We start from the raw sequence: 24,077 nt of genomic DNA on the forward strand, positions 1-24,077 counted from the left end.
CCCTCTCCTCCCTCCCGGACTTAGTGGTATTCCAGGACGAACGGCAGGGTGGCGTTGGCTTCACCCTCGGTGATCGCGCCGCCGGTCTTCACGTACGCGGCGCCCAGGCTCAGATTGGTGGAGTGCTTCTCCGGCGACGAACCGTCGATCTTGGTCAGGTCCGCGGAGACGTAGTAGCCGGCGTTGCTCAGATCAATCTTCTGGTTGTTGTTGTCCAGCAGGGCGATGGCCACGTTGGTGGCGCCGCCGGTGACATTCAGCACGCCGTTGGCGCCCAGACCGCTGCCTTCAGCCGGACGGAAGTACATGCGCAGTTTCTTGGCGTCGGCGCCGACGTCGCCGCATTCCAGCGTCAGGCCGATGTTCTTGATCGCGGTGAAGCTGGCGCTGCCCGGCTCGTTGCTGATGCTGTCGGCGGTGACGGTGCCCATGTCGACCGCGATGGCCGGCTTGGTGGCTTCGCCGGTGGAGGTGCAGGCGGAGGCGATGACCTTGCCGGTGAAGTTGATCTGACCATCGGCGGCCATCGCCGAGTTGGCGGCCGCGCCGGCGAGCGCCAGCACCAGAAGTCCCTTGAGGGATTTGGACATGTTGCGGTTCCTTTTGTTGGTTGGTGGAAAGGAGCCGCAAGTGTGAGTTGGGAGTCCTGTTCACCGAATAGGAATCGTCCGAAAGTATTCGAAAGGCCCGCATTGGCGGGCCTTTCGGGGGCAGTACGCGAGCAGATGTCAGGAATTCTGTCGGCGTCTTCGGATTAGGAAACTTCCTATGGCGCCAGCCGGGAACGGCTCATAGGGTCCTTGGGCGCCCACACGCGCCTGTTGCGCCTTGGGCCGTTGCCAGCGCAAACCTGATTTCCCGCGCGCGGGTTCGCTCGATGGGAGGGCATGCCATCGCCGTTTCCATGGCGAGCCGGCGGAAACGAACGTTGCCGCGAGTGTCGCCGCGAATCAGGTCGGTCACCGCTGCATATGAATCCGGATATCACCGACACGCCACATGCACTCACCAGAACAGCCAACACGGAAGGGCCTTGTCGCAGGAATGCTCCGCTTCGGGTGGAGGGCATCGGCGCGCTTTGCCTGATGCTGATGACCCACGACGCGCGGGCCGAGCTCTCCTTCGAGGGAAACAACCGGTTCTTCCTGACCGGTACGCGCAAGGTGGTGGCGATTGTCAACGAAGGCGATGCGCCCGCGCTGGTGCAGGCGTCGCTGGCCTGGGGGGACAAGGACAGTAGCCGGGATCTTCCCGTTGTCGTGTCAAAGCCGCTGCTCCGCATCGTGCCAGGCGGCCGGGCCACTACCGAACTGTTCTATCAAGGAAGAGGGCTGCCACAGGATCGCGAGAGCTATTTCGTGCTCAGCGTGCTGGATGTGCCGCCCGTCGCCCGCGCGGAAAACACCCTGCAACTGGCCTACCACCATCATTTCAAGTTGTTCTATCGCCCAGTGCTGTCTTCGACGCTGGACGACGCCATCGCCGATCTGGCGTGGGGATTTCCGGCGGATGAAGACATGCGGGTCACCGCCCACAATCCTTCGCCTTATTACCTGACGCTAAGCGAGGTGACGGTGGTGGACGCCGGTGGTCGCCCCTGCGGCCAGGTCATCGACCATCTGATGCTGCCGCCCTTTTCTTCCCGGCCGTTGGCGGTCGCGGACTGCCGTCCCGCCCAGGTGTATTACCGGGTGGTCAGCGATGGCGGCCATCGTTGGCCCTACGCGGCTTTCCTGTCCTCCGGCGTGCGCAGCCACGGCCGTCCCGAACTACGCCCCACGAAGGAGCAATGACGATGCATGCAATTCCCCGGCTGATGATGCTGGTGCTACTGATGGCGCTGACGCCCAAAGCGTTTGCGCTGGCCTGCCTGAAGGATGCAACCGCCCGCAAGGGCATCATTGGCGGCAGGGAGTACATCACTGGTTGGGACGGGACGCCCGTCCAGGACGAGCCGATCAGCGAGCCGATTGCCGTGGCGACCGCGTTGCCGAAAGGGACGGTCCTGTGGCGGTCCCCCGAGTTCGTCATGAGCGTGACGTGTTGGCAGGACTCACCGCAGGGTGGGGAAACGGTTTTTTTCTACCTGAGTCCCGGTGACGGCGCGCAGGCCCAACTGGATCCCGATCTGGAAATGGGCGTTCGCCTGAACACCGGCGCCGGCACGCAGGACTATTCTTGCCAGACCATGCATACCGCCCACGGGCACTGCCGTGTGGAGCTGCCCAAGACGCTGTTCGATTTCACTCCTTTTGCACAAGCCTGCAACACGAATGAGCCGTTTGTAACGGGTTGTCCGGGCAAAGCGCAGACCCGGACGCTCAACTTCAGTGTGTTCCTGCTGAAGAAAAGCCCGCCCACGGAAGGCAAGGATGGCCCGATGACCCAGATCAGCTCCCTGCCCCTGTTCCAGCTGGTTGGCAAGAGTGGCTTGAACGGGACGCCCGGCCTCAACTTCAGGGTCAACATCACCAACCTGAGCAATCTGCGCTATGTGGCCTGTGAATCCCGGCTGGGGAACATGAGCGTCGATTTCGGCCCCGTTTTTCCTCGTGGCGCGGTAAATGGCGCGGAAATCAAGGAGAAACCATTCACCGTCACCGCGACCAAGGATTGCGACAGCCGCTATGGATTGAATGCGCAGTTGGCCGTGGTCAGCGGCACGCTGGATCCCGACAGGGTCACCCTGGTGCCCAGCGACAACCCGTCGGTCGGCATCCGCCTGTTCAAGGAGGGCAGCGCCACGCCGCTGGAATTCAACAAGCGTTTCCGCCTGGTGGATCTGACCGAGCAGCGCGTGAGCACCCAGGATTTCCTGGCCAGACTGTACTGGCGCACCTCCACCCCGACCCTCGGGGCATTCAATGCGGCGGCGTTGTTCGAGGTGTATTACTTCTGAGCCCCTGCGTGAGCGCGTTCCGGATGACCTCTTCAAAGAGCAGAGCCCCCTTTGGAAAAGGGGGCAGGCATCCGCGCAGCGGGTGACGGGGGATTTGCGCGGAGTGTCGGGAAAAGCGCAAATCCCCTCGGTCCCCCTTTTGCAAAGGGGGAGGAAGAGGAGCGGAGTACTGCTGGGATGGAGCGAATCGGAGCCCCCTTTGAAAAAGGGGGCAGGCATCCGCGCAGCGGATGACGGGGGATTTGCGCGGAGTGTCGGAAAGCGCCAATCCCCCTCGGTCCCCCTTTTGCAAAGGGGGAAGGAAGAGGAGCGGAGTACTGCTGGGATGGAGCGAATCGGAGCCCCCTTTGGAAAAGGGGGCGGGCATCCGCGCAGCGGATGACGGGGGATTTGCGCGGGATATCGGGAAAAGCGCCAATCCCCCTCGGTCCCCCTTTTGCAAAGGGGGAGGAAGAGGAGCGGAGTACTGATGGGATGGAGCGAATCGGAGCCCCCTTTGGAAAAGGGGGCGGGCATCCGCGCAGCGGATGACGGGGGATTTGCGCAGGGTGTCGGAAAGAGCAGATCCCCTCGGTCCCTTTTTACAGAGAAGGAGCGGTGGCGTTTCCGGAAGCTGAGGTGATTCGAAGGCTCAGTTGTATTCCAGCACATACACCAACTGCGCATCGGCCTGGCCGGGCGTGACCGGGCCACCGCTGGGCACGTAGCGCGCGGTGCCGGAGAAGCCGTAGCGATGGCCATTGGGCAGCTTGCTTTTCCAGTCCATCGGAATGGCGCGCTCGCGCGCGAACGGCAGGGCGACATGCTTGTCGCTGAGCAGCTCGATGCCCACGCCCGCCGCGATGCCGGGTTTTCCCGCGTCCTGCAGATTCAGCCATCCGTCCTTGGCGGCATCGCCTTCGAAGTAGACCTTCACCGTCGGGGCGGAAGCCACGTTCATGCCGTCGCAATCGACGGTGAACGAGAACCCCTTGGCTGCCGCGTCGCCAGACTGGATACGTGATGTCATCACCTCGCCCATGCGGACTTCCTGGGCGGGCAGGTTCGAGACACAGGCGCCGTAGTAGCTGTTCTGGGTGAGATTGAATTGCAGGTTGGTGCCGCTGATCGGGACCACCGTCTCCACGGCGGTGGGAAAGCGCAGGTCGGCGCGGTAGCTGAAGGTGACGCGGCCTTTGCCCACCGCCATGCCGGTGCGGATGAACTCGACATCGGCGTAATAGGGGGTGCTGACCAGAGTGCCATAGATGTATTCGCTGCTTTCAAACGGGGGATAGCGAATGGTCGGCCAGCCGCCCAGGTAGGCGCTGTGGTAGCCGATGCGCACGCCCACGCCCTCCACGGAAGTCTGGTAGACATTGGATTGGGAGGATGGCGGCAGGGACATGTTCGCGACCGCCATGCTGTAGACGGAATCGGCGGTGCAGTGGAAATTTCCCATGCCGCCCGCGAGGCGGATCTGCACCTTGGCCATCACCTCGCCCATGGGGACATGGGCCAGCGTGACCGTACCGGCAGGCGCGGTGATGGTCTGGGCCAGGTTGTCTCCATTGTTGCTCCAGGGCGAGCAGGCCGCTTTGGCGGCGGTCGGCAGTCCAGCGATTCCCAGCAGGACAGGCAGGAGCCACGCGCGTGAGGATGGCGAGCGATGTGCTTTCACAGGGACCTCGTTGAAGCGGGGAGCGGATGGGACGCGGCCCCGTCCCGCGGGACTTCCGGAGCCGTCGGGAGGACGGAGGGGGCGCTCGTCGCTCCCGGTTCCCGGTGTGCGTGTGTTCCGGACGTGCGCTTTGGAAGTGAGACGATTCTCCGTCCGCGTCTTCCGTACCGGCATCGGAATCGTCCTAAATGGCGGGCCGGCGGCACGTGGGATTCAGCGTGGCCGGGGGGCGCATGTCCCGTCATGCGGAAAGGCGGAACCCCGGTTTTTCGGAGAGTTCCTAAGGACAGCCAGCGTTCGAACCACGAACATACGCGCCTCGCGTCGGGGCGAGCCGAACACGAGGCGCAAGCCTTGCGCCGGCCAGGACGACGGGAGGCGGTGGGGACCGCCGACCGACGGAATGCCCGGGCCCGATCGCGAGAGGACTGTCCTGACACAATCGATGAGCGCGCGGTGCCCATTGCGCTCGATGGCAAGGACAGGTGATGACGGCCATGTTCGCCGGCCGCCGGGCCATGCGCCCAACCACGATCAGATGGATGGTGGCAGCTGCCGCCGGTCGTGAATCGTCGCCGTGAAGGGGGAAATCACCGCGACGATTCGCCGCCGGGATGGCGCTCCCATCCGGGGCGCCGGCATGGGCGCGGGTGTGCGATGGCGAGTGGCTCCTTCAGGCAAGGCCGGCTTGGTTGGGTTGCGTGCGCCGGACACGGCCCCCACCCAGCCTCCCCCGCATGCGGGGGAGGGGCCCATTCCGTACTTCCCTTGCCGCCTGCGGCTCGGACCCTTCCCCCGCTTGCGGGGGAAGGTGCCCGAAGGGCGGATGGGGGCAAGCGGGATGCATGCATGAATGACGTTCGCCGTTTGTCTTGTTGCCGACAAATCACGCGCTCCGGATGGCGGCCCCACCCGGCCTCCTTCGCGAGGGGGGAGGGGCCCAACTCTTTACTCTCGTTGCCGCATTGGAACGCCGATCCTTCCCCCGCTTGCGGGGGAAGGTGCCCGAAGGGCGGATGGGGGCAACCGGGATGCATGCATGAATGACATTCGCCGTTTGTCTTGTTGCCGACAAATCACGCGCTTCGGATGGCGGCGCCACACCGGCCTCCTTCGCAAGAGGGAGGGGCCCAACTCTTTGCTCTCGTCGCCGCATTGGAACGCCGATCCTTCCCCCGCTTGCGGGGGAAGGTGCCCGAAGAGCCTGCCCCGTACTTGATACGGGGGCGGATGGGGGCAAGCGGGATGCATGCGAATCACGTGCTCCAGACGCGGCCGCCATCGAGCCTCACCGCGTGGGAGTAGCGTCGAAGCGAGCGCGGATCAACCCGGCCGGCGACCGAACAAGGCGGTACCGATGCGGATCTGGGTCGCACCTTCGGCGATCGCGATGGGATAGTCGTCGCTCATGCCCATCGACAGCGTGTCCACGCCGGGATGCGTGGCGGCCACCGCTTCGTACAGCGCCTTCATTCGCGCGAAAGCGGGGTGGCGCCGCCCGGGATCCGCATGCGGCGTCGGGATGCACATCAACCCGCGCAGCGCCAAACGGGATTCGGCGGTGATGGCGGCGGCGAGGACGGGAACCTCCTCCGGCGCGCAGCCGTGCTTGCTGGCTTCGTCGTCCACGTTCACCTGGATGAGTACGTTCAACGGTCCCCGCTCGGCTGGCCGATGCCGCGCCAGCGCGGCGATCAACTTGGGACGATCGACCGTCTCCACCCAGTCGAACAGTTGCGCGGCCAGCTCCGCCTTGTTGGATTGCAGGTGCCCGATCAGGTGCCAATCCAGTGAAAGCTCGACCAGTTCACGGACCTTGGTGGCCGCTTCCTGCACATAATTCTCGCCAAACGACCGCTGGCCGGCGGCCGCCAGCGCGGCCACCGCCGAGGCCGGCTGGGTCTTGGACACGGCCAGCAGGCGGGGGACTGGCCGATGGGCGGCATCCGCAGCGTTTTCAATACGTTGCAGGGTGTCGCGAAGGGTGTCGGCGAGGCTCATCCGGGGGCGGTTGGAAGGTCATTGGGGAGCGCTATACTGCCCTTCGGGGCAGCATCGTTCCAGTTTTGCAGCACTATTCCGGGGGAAGGCAAACGTATGGATATCGCCGAACTGTTGGCGTTTTCGGTCAAGAACAAGGCATCGGACCTGCATCTGTCGGCAGGGCTGCCGCCGATGATCCGCGTCGACGGCGACGTCCGCCGCATCAACATCCCGGCCCTGGACCACAAGCAGGTCCACGCGCTGGTCTACGACATCATGTCGGACAAGCAGCGGCGCGATTACGAAGAATTCCTGGAAGTGGACTTCTCGTTCGAGATTCCCAGCCTGGCCCGCTTCCGCGTCAACGCCTTCAACCAGAACCGCGGCGCCGGCGCGGTGTTCCGCACGATTCCCTCCGACGTGCTGACCCTGGAAGACCTGGGCTGCCCGCCACTGTTCCGCGATCTGATCGCCCAGCCGCAGGGCCTGATCCTGGTGACCGGGCCGACCGGTTCGGGCAAGTCGACCACGCTGGCGGCGATGATCGACCATATCAACAAGAACGAGTACGCGCACATCCTGACGGTGGAAGACCCCATCGAATTCGTGCACACCTCGCAGAAGTGCCTGATCAACCAGCGCGAAGTGCACCGCGACACGCACGGCTTCAACGAGGCGCTGCGTTCGGCGCTGCGCGAGGATCCGGACTACATCCTGGTGGGCGAGCTGCGCGATCTGGAAACCATCCGGCTGGCGCTGACCGCCGCCGAGACGGGTCACCTCGTGTTCGCCACCCTGCATACCAGTTCCGCGGCGAAGACCGTCGACCGCATCATCGACGTGTTCCCGGCCGGCGAAAAACCGATGGTCCGCTCGATGCTGTCCGAGTCGCTGCGCGCGGTGATCAGCCAGGCGCTGCTGAAGAAGGTCGGCGGCGGCCGTACCGCAGCTTGGGAAATCATGGTCGGCACCCCCGCCATCCGCAACCTGATCCGCGAGGACAAGGTGGCGCAGATGTACTCCTCCATCCAGACCGGCCAGCAGTACGGCATGATGACCCTGGACCAGCACCTGCAGGATCTGGTCAAGCGCAGCCTGGTCACCCGCCAGCAGGCCAAGGAATACGCCAAGGACAAGCGGTTGTTCGAATAAGCGTCGGGATACGAGATTCGGGATTAGAGATTTGCAAAAGCCGGGACCAAGAGCCGAGACGGGATGCGAATCCCCAGTCTCCAATCCCCAATCCCGGCTCCCACAGGGAGCCACCCCATGAGCAGCATCGATTTCACCTCCTTCCTCAAGCTGATGGCGCACCAGAAGGCGTCGGATCTATTCATCACCGCCGGCATGCCGCCGTCGATCAAGGTCCACGGCAAGATTTCGCCGATCACCCAGACCCCGCTGACGCCGCAGCAGTCGCGCGACCTGGTGTTGAACGTGATGACGCCGGCGCAGCGCGAGGAGTTCGAGAAGACCCACGAGTGCAACTTCGCCATCGGCGTGGCCGGCGTGGGCCGCTTCCGCGTGAGCTGTTTCTACCAGCGCAACCAGGTTGGCATGGTCCTGCGCCGCATCGAGACGCGCATCCCGACGGTAGAGGAACTGAGCCTGCCGCCGGTGATCAAGACACTGGCGATGACCAAGCGCGGCATCATCATCTTCGTCGGCGCCACCGGCACCGGCAAATCCACCTCGCTGGCGGCGATGATCGGTTACCGCAACCAGAATTCGACCGGCCACATCATCACCATCGAGGACCCGATCGAATTCGTGCACAAGCACGAGGGTTGCATCATCACCCAGCGCGAGGTCGGCATCGACACCGACAGCTGGGACGCCGCGCTGAAGAACACCCTGCGCCAGGCGCCGGACGTGATCATGATCGGCGAGGTGCGCACCCGCGAGGGCATGGATCACGCCATCGCCTTCGCCGAAACCGGCCACCTGGTGCTGTGCACCCTGCACGCCAACAACGCCAACCAGGCGATGGACCGCATCATCAACTTCTTCCCTGAAGATCGCCGCACCCAGCTGCTGATGGACCTTTCGCTCAACCTCAAGGGCGTGGTCGCCCAGCAGCTGATTCCCACCCCCGACGGCAAGGGCCGCCGGGTGGCGATGGAAATCCTGCTCGGCACCCCGCTGGTGCAGGACTACATCCGCGACGGCGAGGTCCACAAGCTGAAGGAAGTGATGAAGGAATCCACCAACCTCGGCATGAAGACCTTCGACCAGAGCCTGTTCGAGCTGTACCAGGCCGGCGAGATCTCCTACGAGGACGCCCTGCGCTACGCCGACTCCCAGAACGAAGTCCGCCTGCGCATCAAACTCTCCCAGGGCGGCGACGCCCGCACCCTGGCGCAGGGGCTGGACGGGGTGGAAGTGGCGGAAGTGCGGTAAGGCGGGCAATCTGACGGAATGGATACCGGTCTGGACAGCAGCCCCTATCGGGCACCCGATGGGGGAATCGAAGAGCGGCCTGCCACGCGCACCAAGCCATTTTTCCTCGCACCACCTACCTTGAAGTTGGTGGTGATGATGGTGTTTACCCTGGGCTGGTACGCCGTCTGGTGGTTCTACCGCGCCTGGCGTGCGATCAGGCAGCATGATCGACGCCGATTCAATCCTGCCTGGCGCTCGATATTCGCCATCTTCTATGCCTACGCCTGTTTCCGGGCGATCAACCGCATCTCCGCCGAGGATACGCGGGAGCGCAGGGCGCCAGCGGGACTTCTGGCCATCGCATATGTCGTGCTGGCACTGGCGGTGTTCTTGCCCGTGCCCCTGTGGCTGCTGTTTCCGCTGTCCGTGTTGCCGCTGTTGCCGATGAACGCGAAAGCGCGCCGCTACAACCAGTTCGTCAACGCCGATGTGTATCGGGACGAAGACGGCATCAACACATGGAACTGGCTGGCGATCGTCATAGGAGGAGCCTGCTGGGCAATCCTGTTACTGGGCATGCTGCTCTATCTGCTCTCGCGCCTTGTGCCGGCGGCTTGATCCGGGGATCCGAACGCTGGGGGCATGCATGGAAACCAGCGGGCGCGCGGTTCTTCGGGGTGGGCTATTGGCAGTGCTATTGACCGGCTGTGGCCAAGGTCCCAGTGGTGATGAGCTGGTCTCGCAGACCAGGAGCATCCTGGCTGAAGCGAATCCGGGCTGTCCTATTGATGCGACATTCAACGGTGTAGGTGAAGGCGATGCGGATAGTGCCTATGCGGGCATTCGTCTTGAAACTGGACCTGAGGGGAGCCGTCGGTCCACGGACGTGGAAGTGTTGACCTCAAACATGAGGTCGGACCGCTGGGAAGTCCAGCAAAGAGGTTCTACCGAGTTGATGGCCGCCGCACACCGACTTTGTCGACACCGGCATGAACAGTAAGGCGGAGACAAGAGCAGCTTGTCATAACGAGTGGCTTGTCCTGGGATGAATCCTGCTTGTCGGTGAGGTCTCATGTTTCAAAAAACTCAAAGAAGAGGCGCGTTGCGGGGTGAAGAAAAAGGGAACTCTTTGAGTGCGGCGGGTGAGTTTCACACCGGGCTTGGCCGTTTGATGCGCCGAAGTTTTGACCCCGAGATTGGCGTCTATGTGAATCCAGGAATGAGCTTTTCATCCAGATCTGGCCACTGCTGGCAATGGACCGCTTCGGTATGCACATAAACCATGTTGCTTGAGATCACCGTCGCTCTCCGTGATGCCAGCAAATGCCATTGGCTTGACGGCGAGCGTGGCATTGAGGTAATGAGGCATTAAGTCGGGGCGTTGCTCGATATAACGCGCTGGCAACTCCGATATCTCAACTGGGGAACGGGTATGGAAGCCTGGATGTTTATCATGATTATTTCGACGGCGCTAACCATCCTGTTCGGGGGTGAGTGATGGTGCGAACCCTGGGTTTCCTGTTGCTGTGTGCGCTTGCGTGGATGGGCGTCAATGATGCAAGGGCGCAGCAGACCAATTTATGCCCGCAGCCAACTTCGCCGCCCTGGGACCCGGTATGTGATGAGGGGCAGGCGTACGCCGAGGTATACCGACAAGCATCTTTGTGGGATGCCCTGCGTGACGACTGGGGCACTCCGTACTGGGTCTATACAATCGGCAATAGGCTTGATAGTTACTGCACCATCAACGCCCCAAATCAGTGGAATCATGGATGGGTGGCTGGGTGTGGTAGTACATGGTTTTCGCTCAATCGCACTTGTGCGACGCGACCGAATTACGTTGCTCCTGGAGGAAATACATCGGGAGCTCTTTCTTGCCAGGAAGGCTGTGAATACGGTTCATCGAACGGTACGGATTTCAGTCCCACCGGACGTGTCTGCAATAACCCGGCGCCGAGAATTGATCCTGCCAAGAACAACTGCTGCGAAGCGGAAAACGGAGTCATTACCGCAGGCAACCCTGTCAACGTTTTCTCAGGTGTCAAGCTGGAAGTCGCGACGGACTATTCTTCCCCCGTCGGGATATTGGAGTTCAGGCGCTATTACACGAGCGCGGATTCCTTGCAACCAGTATCGGAGCTAGGAGCGACCTGGCGGCACAGTTACATGCGAAGTGTCCGTACGGTTGATGCTTCAACGGTAGCGGTCACCCGCCCCTCGGGTGATTTCTATACCTTCAGGGAACATCTGGGCACCTGGATGCGGGACCCCGATGTCCCATATCGACTGACGGAATTGGTGGATGCGGGAGGCGTCACCAGTGGCTGGACATTGACTCTACCAAATGATTCAGTGGAGAGCTTCGACGGGACCGGTCGCTTGATTCAGATTGCCGAACCTGCTGGAGAGGTCCTGTCGCTGTCCTACATTGGCGGAGAATTGGCTTCGGTAACCGATGCTCGGGGTAGGAGTATCGGGTTCATGTATCAGGCTGGGAAGCTTGCCACTGTGTCGCTTCCAGATGGAAGCCAGCTTCTTTATGCCTTTGACGCGAATGCCCGCCTGTCTACCGTGAAAGTAAAGGGTGTCGACAACATCGAGCGGCAGATTGCGAGATACGGATACACCTATACTGGTTATCCACAGTTGCTGACGCAGCGCTTTGACGAAGATGATTCCATCTTCGCGACATGGGGGTATGACACCAGTAGGCGGGTAGTTCGTAGCGTCCACGGCAACCCGGCGGGTGCGGTCGAGCAGACGACCTTTGCCTACACGTCGAGCGCCACGACGGTCACCGATGCCAACGGTCATTCGGATGTCATCGCGCCGGCTTTCTTGTTCGGACGTGCCAAGGCGGTCAGTTTCAGTCAGCCCTGTCCTGCGTGCAATGGAGCGACGTTCAAGAGCCGGACGTATGACAGTAACGGCTACCCTGATGTACAGGTCGATTTCAACGGAAATCAAACCGACAGTGACTACAACCCGGAAGGATTGGTGGTGCGCAAGGTGGAAGCGGTGGGCAGTACGTCGGGCGTCAGGCGCACGGTCGAGACGAGTTGGCACGCCACACTCCGCAAGCCAGTCCAGCGTGAGATTTTCGATGCCGCCAATGCGCTGAAACAGCGAGCAACATGGAACTACAACGCTCGCGGGCAAGTATTGGCGTATTCGGTGATGGAGCCTGCGATCGGAAGTTCGCGCACGGCCACTACTTCCTACTGCGAGCAGTCCGGAATTGATGTGGGTGCTTGCCCGCTGCTGGGGTTGACTACCTCGGTCGACGGTGCCCGCACAGATGCAGCCGACACCACAACCTACACGTACTACCCCAGCGACGACGCCACCTGTGCGACCGCGCCCACCACCTGCCCCCATCGCAAGGGCGACCTCTGGAAGGTCACCAATGCCAAGGGCCAGGTGACAGAGACTCTGAAGTACGACGGCGCCGGTCGCGTACTCTCGGTCAAGGACCCGAACGGGGTCATCACCGACTTCGAGTACCACCCGCGCGGTTGGCTGACCGCCAGCAAGGTGCGGGGTCCGGACAACGCCGTGGAAACCGACGACGCCATTACCCGCGTGGAGTACTGGCCAACCGGGCTGGTGAAGCGGGTGACCCAGCCCGATGGCGCCTTCACCCAGTACAGCTACGACCCGGCCCACCGGTTGACCGACATCAGCGACAACGCCGGCAATACCATTCACTACGTCCTGGACAATGCCAGCAACCGCATCGCCGAGGAGACCAAGGATGTCGGGGGCATGCTCAAGCGCAGCCTGAGCCGGGTCTACAACCAACTGGGCCAACTGGCGACCCAGGCCGATGCCCAGGCCCACCCGACCGATTTCACCTACGACGCCAACGGCAACCTCAACACGGTGACCGACGCGCTGGGCCGGGTGACCGACAACGACCATGACCCGCTCAACCGGCTGGCGCGCACCCTGCAGAACGTGGGTGGCATCGCTGCCGAGACGAAGTTCCAGTACGACGCGCTGGATAACCTGACGAAGGTGACCGACCCCAAGGGCCTGGACACCACTTACACCTACAACGGCCTGGGCGACCTGACCCAATTGCAGAGCCCGGACACCGGCACCACCACCTATACCTACGACAGCGCCGGCAACCGCGCCAGCCAGACCGATGCGCGCGGAGTTACCACGACCTACGCGTATGACGCCCTGAACCGGTTGACGGCGGTGAGCTACCCGGACAGCAGCCTCAACGTCGGCTACACCTACGACACCGTGCCGACCGCGTGCGAGGCCGGGGAAACGTTCGGCGTGGGTCGACTCAGCGGCCTGGACGATGCCAGTGGCAGCACCCGCTACTGCTACAACCGCTTCGGTCACTTGGTGCGCAAGGTCCAGACCACGAACGGCGTGAGCTTCGTGGTCCGCTACGCCTACACCCTGGCCGGCAACCTGCAGGCGATGGTCTACCCGGACGGCACCACGGTGGACTACGGCCGCAACGCACAGGGGCAGGTGACCGAAGTGGGCGTGACCCGCAACGGGCAGCCGCGGCAGGAGCTGCTGAACCAGGCGACCTACCATCCCTTCGGCCCGGTGGCCGGCTGGACGTACGGCAATGGCCGCACGTTGAGCCGGACGCTGGACCAGGACTACCGACCCCTGACCATCGAAGACCCCAACACCGGCGGCCTGTCGCTGGGCTTTGGCTATGACGCGGTGGGCAACCTGACGAAGCTGGGCACGGCGCAGGGCGTGGCGAACCCGGCCATCCGCTTCGGCTACGACGCGCTGGGCCGGCTGACCCGGACCGAGGACGGCCCGACCCAGGCGGCCATCGACGTCTACGCCTATGACGCCACCGGCAACCGCACGGCCCACACCACGGCGGCGGGCACGGCGGCTTACACGTACCCCACCACCAGCCATCGCCTCACGGACGTGGCCGGCGTGGCCCGCAGCTACGACGCGGCCGGCAACACCACCGCCATCGGCGGAACCCGTGGCTTCGCCTACAACGACGCCAACCGGATGAGTCTCGTGCAGCAATCCGGTGTGACCACCCGCCAGTACGCCTACAACGGTCGGGGCGAACAGGTCCGGCGCTACCTGGGCAGCACCAACACCTACACCGTCTACGACGAAGCCGGCCACTGGCTGGGCGACTACGACGACACCGGCACGCCCGTCCAGCAGGCGCTGTGGATGGACGACCTGCCGGTGGGCCTGCTGGCCAATGGCAACCAACTCCACTACGTGCAGCCCGACCATCTGGGCAGCCCGCGCGTGGTCATTGAAGCCACCCGCAACGTACCGGTCTGGACCTGGGACCTGAAGGGCGAAGCCTTCGGCAGCACGGCCCCGCAGCAGGACCCGGACGGGGATGGCATTCCGTTCGTGCTGGACATGCGGTTCCCGGGGCAGCGGTATGACGCGGCCTCAGCGCTCAGCTATAACTATTTCAGAGACTACGAACCGGCTGCCGGCCGATACATCCAAAGCGATCCGCTTGGATTGGATGGTGGAGTTAGCACCTATGCCTATGTTGGTGCGAGCCCGCTTTCATTCATTGATCCTCTTGGGCTTGTGAGGGGTGCAGGAGGTAAGGGTGAACGGGGACATGCGGGCTCTGCTAGCGGAACGAACAATCCTGGAAAACACTGGAAGGATGATCCAAAAAATCCTGGGTGGGGATGGCAGAAGAATGACCAGACCGGGAAGAAGGTGTATAAGAAAAAACCACACTACTTGTTACCTCCAAAAGCGATTGGCCCATTCTTGGCTCTGAGAATTGCTCTTCAGGTCGCATGTGAAGGCGGTGATATATATGCGTGTAAGCAACTATGTGCTCTGTTTCCGGACGCCTGCGAAGATGATGATCCATCACCCGACTACGCCGCTTGTTCAGTTCAGAATGAAGCTGGTTGGTAGATGAAATGACATGAAAAAAAGAATGGCGCGTGAACTTCTTGAGAAAGGATGTGACGCCTTTGAAGAGGGCGACATTCATATGGCGGTCTATTATTTTGAAAGAGCGGCCAGGTTGGGTAATGGGGAAGCTCAGGTCAATCTGGCAAACATCTACAGTGATGGGGCAGAAGGGGTTGAAAAAAATAGTGAACTTGCAGTTCATTGGTACCGTCTTGCCGCCAAAAAAGGTATTCCTGAGGCGGCCTACAATTTGGCGGTCCACTATTTAAGAGATGGCGAAGAAGTGAAGTACAAAAAATGGATCTTAAAAGCCTCAAGTATGGGAGATGTAGATGCACAAGAGGCGATAAGGGAGGTAAAAAAATAGGGCGTTGCTGAGTGCTTTCAGGCGATATGAGATGCACGGAAATGTTTCTTAGTTTATGAAACATTGCGCCGAAATTTTCGTGCCGCGAAGCTACGACGCGGTCGGCACACCACCGCCATCGGCGGAACCCGCGGTTTCGCCTACAACGACGCCAACCGGATGAGCCTCGTACAGCAGGCGGGCGTGACCACCCGGCAGTACGCCTACAACGGTCGCGGCGAACAGGTCCGGCGCTACCCGGGTACCACCAACACCTACACCGTCTACGACGAAGCCGGTCACTGGCTGGGCGACTACGACGACACCGGCGCGCCCGTCCAGCAGGCGCTGTGGATGGACGATCTGCCGGTGGGCCTGCTGGCCAATGGCAACCAACTCCACTACGTGCAGCCCGACCATCTGGGCAGCCCGCGCGTGGTCATTGAAGCCACCCGCAATGTGCCGGTGTGGACCTGGGACCTGAAGGGCGAAGCCTTCGGCAGCACGGCGCCGCAGCAGGACCCGGATGGAGATGGCATCCCGTTCGTGCTGGACATGCGCTTCCTGGGGCAGCGGTATGACACAGCCTCAGCGCTCAACCAGAACTACTTCCGGGACTATGAAGCGATACAGGCCGATACACACAGCCAGACCCCATGGGACTCAGTGGCGGTATCGGTTCCTACACATATGTGGGATCAAGTCCGCTGATTCTTGCAGACTCTTTAGGGTTAGCAAAGGATCAAATCTGCGTTGGCGCCTATACAGTTGGAGGTGCGGTTTGCGGTGGCGCCGCCGGCTATTACGGCGGCGGTGCATTGGGTGGGATAGGTGGTGCGGCAGTTTGCAGTCCAACCGGCCCGGGAGCAGCGGCTTGCGCGATTGGTGGGGCTGCTGGCGGTAGCACATTGGGTGGTGCTGCTGGTTCCGTGATTGGCGGAATTCTGGGAAATATTGCCGGACAAGCGATGTGTCCGGATGATGAAGAAGGGCACGAAAAGCAATGCCAATAAAATTTGGATCGCGACATGGCCACATGCAAAGTGATGGGAAATCAGTTTGGAAAAAAGGCATTCGAAGTTTGCCGACAACAAGCGATGTTGAGATACGGTAATTGCCTCAGTGGTCGAGATGAAGGGATAGATACGCCACTACCGCCATGGAGAAAACTATGAGCTCGAATAAGCTAAGGCGTGCCGTTCTCGTCCGCTTGACAGTTAGGGATAACAAAATGTTCGTCAGTTTGGACGATGTTGAAGAACTGCATCCGCAGTCTAAAGAGTGGCGACAGAGAGAGATGTTTACATTTCAAGAAATTGATGAGCATAACTTTGATCGTATGGAGTTCGAAAAACAGGATCTGGCTGATTTTGGGTTTTACATTCTGGCGAGGCTGCATGCTTTTAGGTCTATGGGTGAAGGCCCGTAGTGGCCGTTCCTGTTTCGGGTCTAGTTCATTGAAAAGTCCTGTTCAAATTTGAGTGGGCCAATCAGACGGGGTTCAGTGGCGAGAATGCGAGGCCGGAATTCCTTGCAGCTGATACAAACGCTATTGAACTGGCACCAGCCAGGTTATCTTTGCGTCACAAAAATCCCGTATATGACGAAGCCGGTCATTGGCTGGGCGACTACGACGACATCGGCGCGCCCGTCCAGCAGGCGCTGTGGATGGACGACCTGCCGGCGGGCCTGCTGGCCAACGGCCATCAACTCCACTACGTGCAGCCCGACCATCTGGGCAGCCCGCGCGTGGTGATTGAAGCCGCGCGCAACGTGCCGGTCTGGACCTGGGACCTGAAGGGCGAAGCCTTCGGCAGCACCGCCCCGCAGCAGGACCCGGATGGGGATGGCATCCCCTTTGTGCTGGACATGCGGTTCCCGAGGCAGCGGTATGACGCGACCTCAGCGCTCAACCAGAACTATTTCCGGGACTACGAGTCCGATTCAGGGTGCTACGTTGAGAGCGACCCGATTGGGTTGGATGGAGGAATAAGTTCGTACAGTTATGTGCATGGTCGTCCATTGACAATGATCGATCCGCTGGGCCTCCAGTCTTCATCCATGGCCGGTTCTGGAGCGACCGGTTCCATGGGAGCGATGGGAGGGGCTTACAACCCAAACAATCCAGATGGTTCGGGGTTGTCGCCGGGTTCATCAGGCGGCGATTGGCCAAGCTGGCCACAGAGACAGCCGCAATCAAAGCCGACGGTGGCGGTGCCGCTTGATGAGCGGTTAGGGCAATGGCTGTATCAGAACTCACCCTTGGGCGCGCTCAACCAACTGGAGCAGGCTACAAGTGATAAATTGAATAACGTCTGTGACGAAGATGACAACGATGATTTCTGTGAGGAGCGCTATCAGATCGAGATGCAGACCTGTCGCGGCTTAGGTGTAGCGGAGCGCGCCAGGCGAGCACCAACGGGGAGCGCCAGTCGGTGTTACGAGTCTGCGCAAACCAGACTATGGGCTTGCCTGAACAAAAGGCCAGCCCCCCCTTTTCATGGATGGCCACAACACTGAGGTGAGGTCTTGATAGAGAACTACTCTCATTGCGTCTCAATTGAAGAGCGGGATGGAACGTCATTCATCCGGCTGTATAGGGTTATTGAAGGGAGAAAGGACTTTTACACTGAATTCAAGCTGGTGCAGTCGCCTGGTGGCGTGGATTGGGATGAATTCGAGAGGCTATCTTCCTTGTTGGGAAAGTCACTTCTTATCGATAGTCCAATGGCGCGCCTACGCTTCGGCATAGAGGCAGAAGCCGAAAAATACGAAAAAAAGGGGTGATTTAGGATGAAGGCTCCAAGATGTGAAACGATGTGTGCGAGGGCTGGTTAGTCAAGACTGTGGTGGCAACATAGTGAGCAAATGAATGAGGGGCCAAAAACTGAAGAAGATCTGAGCGCTACCTGAGACAGGTAGAAAGACTTAAGGAGGTCACCGATTTTCCTGCTGCGTTGGAGGCTTGCCTATCTCGAGGCATTCAAGGTCGCCGACGGAAAATCAGAGAAACTAATTAGAGTTTCACCTGTTGCGGATTACTTAAGGGTAATACCGATCGCCCCGCGGCAGGTCCTTAAAGGCGAGGTTGATCTTGGTCAACTCTTTGCTGGGTTCGATGATGCAAACAAAATGGCGGATATCTTGGTTTTTTACCGAATAAGAGATGTGAAAGGGCGGGGCGGCATAGAATTTTATGGCCGCCCGGGAGTGGTCCTGATCCCCAAAAAAGGTCTTCTTACACACGGCTGCCCAGTAGCCATCAATCCGACGCTGTAATCTTTGCCGCGAGCCAGCACGACTTGAACGTCGGCGACAGCCACCAGAGCATGGGGTCGAGTTTGCGGTCGAGCAGCAGCACGCGCGAGGCGAAGAAAGTGGTCGGCGCGACCTCGGAACTGGGGGCTTTGACTAGCTTTTCAGTGGAGTTCGAGCAGATAGCGCCATGGAGAACGCCAATGAATGCGGATGTGAGTAACAAAGTTCTTGTTAGGCGTCACTCTGCATTTAATACGTTGCAGCAACCACTCTTCTACTACTCGCCCGAGTCTGGGGATATCGTTCCGGAGTCCAATGTGGGTTTGGAAGCCAGTGGTTGGCTCATCGACTTTGAGAAGGTCGTTATTGGCACGAGGAGAGTCATCTTCTTTCGCCATGATGGCAGGCACTATATTTCGCTAGATGATCGTGTTTTTGAGATAGGGAAAGAAAAATCGTCAGTCACTCATCATCGAGGAATTCTTATCTCGGAGTTGAAGATCGTAGACGAGCGGGGTGATGAACACGCAGTCAAGTATGTAACCCCGTGGTGGCGTCTCGTATTTGATGACGGTAGTCATCCTGATCTCCAGTTCCCGCTTGAGGCGTTCTCCAAGCAATATGCAAATATGTGATATTGATAAGTGACGAGCAAAAAAAAGAGGATAGGACAATTTGTCACAGCGATGGTTATGGGGTGGTGATCGGATTCATGTCTCTTTTACTTCTTGAAGGGTCTTAATAAAGAAGCTCGCGATGCGGGTTGCTTCAGCAGGATTCTCCCTGTTCGTTTCGTACGCTAGAGACAGAGTTAGAGTGCCTTCTGAAGGATTTTTAGGCTCAAGATTGCCTCGGTTGAATCCCGCCGAAGCCGCCTAACGCCTGCGCGGGTGGCTGCTGCCATTCGACCGCGTGATGGAATGACAGGCGCGGGGTGCAGCACGGCGCCCAAGCATCCCGGGCTATCCCACAGCAGGGCTGCATATCGACACCATGGATGCGAATCTCAGGAGTGCTGCCTCAACACCGGCGCCACCGTCACACTGGCAATCCCCGGCATCGCCACGATTCGCTCGCGCAGCGCGCTAAGCGCGGCGAGGTCGGCGGCGCGGACGGTGAGCACGGCATCCATCGGACCGGAGACGTGATCGCAGGCTTCCACTTCCGGCAGGCCGGTGAGGCTGGGGAGCAGGCGGTTGCACGGGCGGCCTTCGATGCGGACGAAGAAGTAGGCGCGCGCGCCGGGGAGATCCACCGGGTTAGTGGTGTCGATGGTGAAGCGCTTGATGACGCGGTTGCGCTTGAGGCGGGCCAGCCGGTCCTGCACCGCGCTGCGTGACAGGCCGACGGCGCGGGCCAGCGCGAGTACCGGTTGGCGGCTGTCGCGGCGCAGGAGTTCGACGAGTTGCCTGTCCACCTGATCCAGTTCGGCGGTTGCCATGTCCACGCGGGATTCCTTGGCCGGCATTGTGCCGGTCGGACGACATATTGCGGGGAGAGAACCGGCGGCGTCCGCCGGTAGTTTTCGCGTTCGAGCCACTTCGCGGAAACCTATCACATGCCTCCCGCCACGGAACGCGCCGCACGCATCCATGCCTATGGTCCACCTGAAACACTGCGTATCGAATCCATCGACAAGCCGGCGCCCGGCCCCGGCGAGCTATTGATACGGCATACGGCGATCGGCTTGAACTTCGTCGAGGTGTACTTCCGTCGCGGAACGTTCCCGGTTCCCGCGTTTCCCACCGTGCTGGGCAACGAAGGCGCCGGCGTGGTGGAGGCGGTGGGCGCGGAGGTGGACGGGTTCGCCATGGGCGATCGCGTGGTCTACGCGGACGGGCCGCTGGGCGCCTACGCGACGGCGCGCACCTATCCGGCGGATCGCGTGGTCCGGATTCCCGACGGAATCAGCGATCGGCAGGCCGCGGCGTCGTTCCTGCGCGGGATCACCGCGCGCATGTTGTTGAAGGAAGTCACGCCGTTGCAGGCCGGCGACACCGTGCTGTTTCATGCGGCGGCGGGTGGCCTGGGACTGCTGTTCGCGCAGTGGGCGACGGCGCTGGGCATCCGGGTCATCGGCACGGTGTCGAACGCCGCGAAGGCCGACGCCGCGCGCCGGGCCGGATGCGTCGAGGTCATCGACCGCACGCGGGTCGACTTCGCCGCCGAGACGCGCGCCTTGACCGGCGGCGAAGGCGTCGCGGCGGTGTTCGATTCGGTGGGGCGCGATACCTTCCGGGATTCGCTCGACGCGCTGCGGCCGCGCGGCACGCTGGTGGCCTTCGGCAAGGCTTCGGGCGATCCGCCACCGCTGGATCCCTTCCTGCTGGCGCCGAAATCCCTGCATCTGACCTGGCCCATCCGGCCCACCTATACCGAGGGCCGGGAAGCGCTGGAACGTGGCGCCGCGGATCTGTTCGATGTCATCGCGCGGGGCGTGGTGGATGTGAATCCCCGCTATGTCTATGCATTGGACGAGATCGTGGACGCGCATCGGGACATGGAGAGCCGGAAGCGGGTGGGCGCGGCGGTGCTCGAGGTCTGACATCCGTGCCGCGCGGCGAGGCCGCGCCGGAAAGCGGGGACCGGACCCGGCGGTTTTCCGCCGTATGATGACGGCATGTCGATTGCCCTTGCCGCACCGCATGTCGAAGCAGCCGAGCGCCTGCGCGACTGGCTGGTTCCGTTCGACCGCGTGTTCGTGCTGACCGGCGCCGGTTGCAGCACGGCGTCCGGCATCCCGGACTATCGCGACGCCGATGGCCAATGGAAGCGCACGCCGCCGGTGACATATCAGGCCTTCACTGGCGACCCGCTGACCAACGCGCGCTACTGGGCGCGCAGTTTCGTGGGCTGGCCGCGGATGGCCAAGTCGCAGCCGAATGCGGCGCACCGGACGCTGGCGGCCTGGCAGGACGGGCGGCTGTCGCAGTTGTTGACCCAGAACGTCGATGGCCTGCACGAGCGCGCCGGCAGCCGCGATGTGATCGATCTGCATGGGCGCATCGATCAGGTGGTGTGCCTGCAATGCCGGGCGTTGTCTGCGCGGGCAGCGTTGCAGGAACGGCTGCACGATGCGAATCCCGATTGGCACGGGCTGGAAGCGGCGACCGCGCCGGATGGCGATGCGGATCTGGAGGGGCTGGATTTCAGCCGGTTCCGCGTGCCCGCGTGTGACGCCTGCGGTGGGATGTTGAAGCCGGACGTGGTGTTCTTCGGCGAGAACGTGCCGCGTGAACGCTACGAGCGGGCGGTAAAGGCGCTGGGTGCGTCGGACGCGCTGCTGGTGGTGGGTTCTTCGCTGATGGTCTATTCGGGTTTCCGTTTCGCGCGCATCGCGCATGACGCGGGCAAGCCCATCGCGTTGCTCAATCGTGGGCAGACGCGCGCGGACGCGCTGGCGGATCTGAAGCTGGACGCCGATTGCGTGGCGGTGTTGCCGGCCGTGTAGGAGCTGTTGGCAGGGGATGTGCGTGTGGATTCCACACTTGCGGTGGGGTGGGAGCAGCGCCTGGTGAGGGAGGCCTGGTTCGGATGGATTTGCCCCCATCCGCCTTCGGCACCTTCCCCCGCTTTGCGGGGGAAGGGACGATATGCGCGACGGGATGTTGGGGCCTGCATGTCGTTTGGGCCTGCTTACGGAAGCGCGCGCAGTTTCCGGAGCAGGGTTTCGCAATCGCTGGCGGACATGGGCGGGGCGAACAGGTGGCCCTGCAGGCCGTCGCAGCCGAGTTCGCGCAGGGTGCGGGCCTGGTGTTCGGTTTCCACGCCTTCGGAGATCAGGGTCAGGCCCAGGCTGTGGCCGAGCTCGATGATGCTGCGGATGATCGGATAGTGCAGGCCGGGTTCGGCGGCCGTGTCGATTTCATTGATGAAGGAACGATCGATCTTCAGCGTATCCACCAGCAACTGGCGCAGGTAGTTCAACGACGAATAGCCGGTGCCGAAGTCGTCGATGGCCACGCGCACGCCCAGGGCGCGCAGTTCGCGCAGATGGCGGGCGGTGGACTGGACGTCCTGCATCACCAGGCTTTCGGTCAGTTCCAGTTCCAGCGACGAGGCCGGCAGGCCGGTGGCGTCCAGCACGCGGGCGACGGTGCGGGTCCAGTCTTCCTGCTGCAACTGCACCGCCGACAGGTTGACCGCCATCAGCAGGTGGGCGACGCCGTGGCGCTGCCACTGCGCCATCTGGCGGCAGGCATGCTCCAGCGCCCAGTGGCCGATCCCCAGGATCAGGCCGGATTCCTCGGCAATCGGGATGAACACGCTGGGCGGAATCGCGCCGTGGCGCGGGTGGTGCCAGCGCATCAGCGCCTCGAAGCCGAGCAGGACGCCGTCGGCGCGGTATTGCGGCTGGTAGTGCAGGGCCAACTGGCCTTCTTCCAGCGCGTGATGCAGATCCGCGCGCAGGTCCAGCCGTTCGCGACTGCCGGCGGTCAGTTCCGGGGTGAAGAACTCGAAGCAATTCTTGCCGCGCGCCTTGGCCCGGTACATCGCCGCGTCGGCGTTGCGTTGCAGCTGTTCTGCATCGCGTGCATCGTCGGGAAACAGGGCGATGCCGATGCTGGCGGTGACGTACAGTTCATGCCCGTCGACGGGAATGGGCCGGCGCAGCGTCTCCAGGCAGCGATCAGCCATCCGGGTGGCATCGGCCACGCTCTTCATGCCGGGCAGGATCAGGGTGAATTCGTCGCCGCCCATGCGCGCCAGGGTGTCGGTCTCGCGCAGCAGGCGGCGGATGCGGCGGGTGGCGGCCATCAGCACGTTGTCGCCCTGCTGATGGCCGAGGGTGTCGTTGATGTACTTGAAGCCGTCCAGATCCAGGAACAGCACGCCGACCCGGTGTTCCTCGCGGCGGGCGTGGGCGATGGCCTGGTTGAGCCGATCCCGGAACAGGAAGCGGTTGGGCAGATCGGTCAGGGCGTCGTGGTGGGCCTGGTGGTTGAGGTTGTCGGCGAGCTGGCGATGGCCGATGGCGAGCGCGGCGAGTCCGCTGATCACCATCATCCATTCCAGTTCCGAATCGGTGGGCTGACGTCCGTTCGGCGGCTGCAGGGCGAACTCGCCGATGTGCTCGCCATGCGCGGTGGTCAGTGGCACCGACCAGGCGCTGGCGGCGCCGTCGAGCGGGCCGTCGTCGCAATGGCGGCGCCAGACCGGATGCTGGCGCACGATGTCCACCCACTGGATCTGGCGCTGTTCGTGTGCGCCGCCGGGCAGCCATGCCAGCGGTGCCTGGATGATCGGATTGCGGCCTTCCGGCAGCGGCCGGTCGGCGTGGAAGAGTTCGCCATCGGCATGCACCGCGATGAAGCAGCGGCCGCCGGGTGTCTGCGCCTCGACCATGCGGGTGAGTTCGACCAGGATGCTGTGCAGCGGATGGTCCTGGACGATCCGTTCGAGGAAGCTCTCCAGCGTCTCGGCCTGGATGCGGCGGCTGATTTCTTCCTGCAATTGCCGGTTCAGGGCGTTGGTGGCGACGGTCTGGGCCTGCAGGGCCTGGAAGGCCTGTTCGCGTTTCTGCTGTTCGACGTACAGCTCCAGGCTCTTTTCCTCGATGAACAGCTCGGCCGCGCGGCGGGCCTGCTTTTCGCGCTCCAGTCTCCGTCTGAGCAGTTGCAGTTCGTCCATGGATGGAG

The 24,077-nt window shown here is 62.0% G+C and carries 17 protein-coding genes and 2 pseudogenes; 14 read left to right on the top strand and 5 right to left on the bottom strand.

Annotation, left to right across the window (positions count from 1 at the left end; translation table 11 throughout):
* Window positions 1–20: 20 nt before the first annotated feature.
* Window positions 21–590: a fimbrial protein gene (locus AC3DE2_RS02885; RefSeq protein ID WP_488424999.1), complete on the bottom strand. Its 570-nt coding sequence runs from the start codon at window positions 588–590 to the stop codon at window positions 21–23.
* A 381-nt stretch (window positions 591–971) separates the two neighbouring features.
* Here AC3DE2_RS02885 and AC3DE2_RS02890 point away from each other — a divergent pair, with 381 nt between their 5' ends.
* Window positions 972–1,793, top strand: coding sequence for a fimbrial biogenesis chaperone (locus tag AC3DE2_RS02890; protein ID WP_488425000.1), 822 nt, complete (start codon window positions 972–974; stop codon window positions 1,791–1,793).
* On the top strand, window positions 1,790–2,899 hold the full coding sequence (locus AC3DE2_RS02895) for a fimbrial protein (RefSeq protein WP_488425001.1): 1,110 nt from the start codon (window positions 1,790–1,792) through the stop codon (window positions 2,897–2,899). The genes AC3DE2_RS02890 and AC3DE2_RS02895 overlap by 4 nt, the downstream gene beginning before the upstream one ends.
* Window positions 2,900–3,530: 631 nt before the next feature.
* Here AC3DE2_RS02895 and AC3DE2_RS02900 read toward each other — a convergent pair.
* Both AC3DE2_RS02900 and AC3DE2_RS02905 read right to left on the bottom strand, forming a co-directional pair.
* A complete protein-coding gene (locus tag AC3DE2_RS02900) occupies window positions 3,531–4,559 on the bottom strand; it encodes a fimbrial protein (protein WP_488425002.1) in 1,029 nt (342 codons plus the stop codon).
* A gap of 1,323 nt (window positions 4,560–5,882) precedes the next feature.
* The gene (locus AC3DE2_RS02905; protein ID WP_488425003.1) at window positions 5,883–6,560 is read right to left on the bottom strand and encodes a YggS family pyridoxal phosphate-dependent enzyme; all 678 of its coding nucleotides are present in this window, start codon (window positions 6,558–6,560) and stop codon (window positions 5,883–5,885) included.
* Window positions 6,561–6,656: 96 nt separating this feature from the next.
* On the opposite strand from AC3DE2_RS02905, the gene AC3DE2_RS02910 reads away from it, so the two are divergent.
* From AC3DE2_RS02910 to AC3DE2_RS02955, 10 genes and pseudogenes are all read left to right on the top strand, one after another.
* Window positions 6,657–7,694, top strand: coding sequence for a type IV pilus twitching motility protein PilT (locus tag AC3DE2_RS02910; protein ID WP_141453781.1), 1,038 nt, complete (start codon window positions 6,657–6,659; stop codon window positions 7,692–7,694).
* 117 nt (window positions 7,695–7,811) lie between these two features.
* A complete protein-coding gene (locus tag AC3DE2_RS02915) occupies window positions 7,812–8,942 on the top strand; it encodes a PilT/PilU family type 4a pilus ATPase (protein ID WP_295379124.1) in 1,131 nt (376 codons plus the stop codon).
* 18 nt (window positions 8,943–8,960) lie between these two features.
* Window positions 8,961–9,542, top strand: coding sequence for a hypothetical protein (locus AC3DE2_RS02920; RefSeq protein ID WP_488425004.1), 582 nt, complete (start codon window positions 8,961–8,963; stop codon window positions 9,540–9,542).
* Window positions 9,543–10,421: 879 nt separating this feature from the next.
* Window positions 10,422–14,834 (top strand): RHS repeat-associated core domain-containing protein, encoded by a 4,413-nt coding sequence (locus tag AC3DE2_RS02925; RefSeq protein ID WP_488425005.1) that lies wholly within the window; start codon window positions 10,422–10,424, stop codon window positions 14,832–14,834.
* A gap of 10 nt (window positions 14,835–14,844) precedes the next feature.
* Entirely contained in the window at window positions 14,845–15,201 is a 357-nt protein-coding gene (locus AC3DE2_RS02930) for a tetratricopeptide repeat protein (RefSeq protein ID WP_295383595.1), read from the top strand.
* 79 nt (window positions 15,202–15,280) lie between these two features.
* Window positions 15,281–16,193: pseudogene (locus AC3DE2_RS02935) on the top strand (RHS repeat-associated core domain-containing protein); the annotation flags it as partial.
* 158 nt (window positions 16,194–16,351) lie between these two features.
* The gene (locus AC3DE2_RS02940) at window positions 16,352–16,609 is read left to right on the top strand and encodes a hypothetical protein (protein ID WP_488425006.1); all 258 of its coding nucleotides are present in this window, start codon (window positions 16,352–16,354) and stop codon (window positions 16,607–16,609) included.
* A gap of 167 nt (window positions 16,610–16,776) precedes the next feature.
* Window positions 16,777–17,700 (top strand): annotated as a pseudogene (locus tag AC3DE2_RS02945) (RHS repeat domain-containing protein); the annotation flags it as partial.
* 9 nt (window positions 17,701–17,709) lie between these two features.
* Window positions 17,710–17,967, top strand: coding sequence for a hypothetical protein (locus AC3DE2_RS02950; protein WP_488425007.1), 258 nt, complete (start codon window positions 17,710–17,712; stop codon window positions 17,965–17,967).
* A 515-nt stretch (window positions 17,968–18,482) separates the two neighbouring features.
* Window positions 18,483–19,073 carry a hypothetical protein gene (locus AC3DE2_RS02955; protein WP_488425008.1) on the top strand — a complete coding sequence of 197 codons (591 nt, stop codon included), beginning with the start codon at window positions 18,483–18,485 and terminating at the stop codon, window positions 19,071–19,073.
* Between the two features lie 371 nt (window positions 19,074–19,444).
* Here the strand turns inward: AC3DE2_RS02955 and AC3DE2_RS02960 are convergent, their stop codons facing one another.
* Complete coding sequence (locus AC3DE2_RS02960) at window positions 19,445–19,879, bottom strand: Lrp/AsnC family transcriptional regulator (RefSeq protein WP_488425245.1); 435 nt, start codon at window positions 19,877–19,879, stop codon at window positions 19,445–19,447.
* Window positions 19,880–19,996: 117 nt separating this feature from the next.
* Between AC3DE2_RS02960 and AC3DE2_RS02965 the strand changes: the two genes are divergently transcribed.
* Window positions 19,997–20,983, top strand: a complete 987-nt coding sequence (locus AC3DE2_RS02965) for a quinone oxidoreductase family protein (protein WP_488425009.1) — start codon at window positions 19,997–19,999, stop codon at window positions 20,981–20,983.
* A gap of 75 nt (window positions 20,984–21,058) precedes the next feature.
* Window positions 21,059–21,889, top strand: coding sequence for an NAD-dependent protein deacetylase (locus tag AC3DE2_RS02970; RefSeq protein WP_488425011.1), 831 nt, complete (start codon window positions 21,059–21,061; stop codon window positions 21,887–21,889).
* Between the two features lie 185 nt (window positions 21,890–22,074).
* Here the strand turns inward: AC3DE2_RS02970 and AC3DE2_RS02975 are convergent, their stop codons facing one another.
* Window positions 22,075–24,069, bottom strand: coding sequence for a putative bifunctional diguanylate cyclase/phosphodiesterase (locus AC3DE2_RS02975; RefSeq protein ID WP_488425012.1), 1,995 nt, complete (start codon window positions 24,067–24,069; stop codon window positions 22,075–22,077).
* Window positions 24,070–24,077: the final 8 nt, after the last annotated feature.

This window comes from Pseudoxanthomonas sp. 68-E7 (genome assembly GCF_057773145.1).

Coding starts and splice junctions, on each gene's coding strand:
- AC3DE2_RS02895 (WP_488425001.1), top strand. CDS start 1,790: ATGACGATGCATGCAATTCCCCGGCTGATGATGCTGGTGCTACTGATG.
- AC3DE2_RS02970 (WP_488425011.1), top strand. CDS start 21,059: ATGTCGATTGCCCTTGCCGCACCGCATGTCGAAGCAGCCGAGCGCCTG.
- AC3DE2_RS02925 (WP_488425005.1), top strand. CDS start 10,422: ATGGTGCGAACCCTGGGTTTCCTGTTGCTGTGTGCGCTTGCGTGGATG.
- AC3DE2_RS02940 (WP_488425006.1), top strand. CDS start 16,352: ATGAGCTCGAATAAGCTAAGGCGTGCCGTTCTCGTCCGCTTGACAGTT.
- AC3DE2_RS02905 (WP_488425003.1), bottom strand. CDS start 6,560: ATGAGCCTCGCCGACACCCTTCGCGACACCCTGCAACGTATTGAAAAC.
- AC3DE2_RS02890 (WP_488425000.1), top strand. CDS start 972: ATGAATCCGGATATCACCGACACGCCACATGCACTCACCAGAACAGCC.
- AC3DE2_RS02975 (WP_488425012.1), bottom strand. CDS start 24,069: ATGGACGAACTGCAACTGCTCAGACGGAGACTGGAGCGCGAAAAGCAG.
- AC3DE2_RS02965 (WP_488425009.1), top strand. CDS start 19,997: ATGCCTCCCGCCACGGAACGCGCCGCACGCATCCATGCCTATGGTCCA.
- AC3DE2_RS02920 (WP_488425004.1), top strand. CDS start 8,961: ATGGATACCGGTCTGGACAGCAGCCCCTATCGGGCACCCGATGGGGGA.
- AC3DE2_RS02960 (WP_488425245.1), bottom strand. CDS start 19,879: ATGGCAACCGCCGAACTGGATCAGGTGGACAGGCAACTCGTCGAACTC.
- AC3DE2_RS02885 (WP_488424999.1), bottom strand. CDS start 590: ATGTCCAAATCCCTCAAGGGACTTCTGGTGCTGGCGCTCGCCGGCGCG.
- AC3DE2_RS02910 (WP_141453781.1), top strand. CDS start 6,657: ATGGATATCGCCGAACTGTTGGCGTTTTCGGTCAAGAACAAGGCATCG.
- AC3DE2_RS02915 (WP_295379124.1), top strand. CDS start 7,812: ATGAGCAGCATCGATTTCACCTCCTTCCTCAAGCTGATGGCGCACCAG.
- AC3DE2_RS02930 (WP_295383595.1), top strand. CDS start 14,845: ATGAAAAAAAGAATGGCGCGTGAACTTCTTGAGAAAGGATGTGACGCC.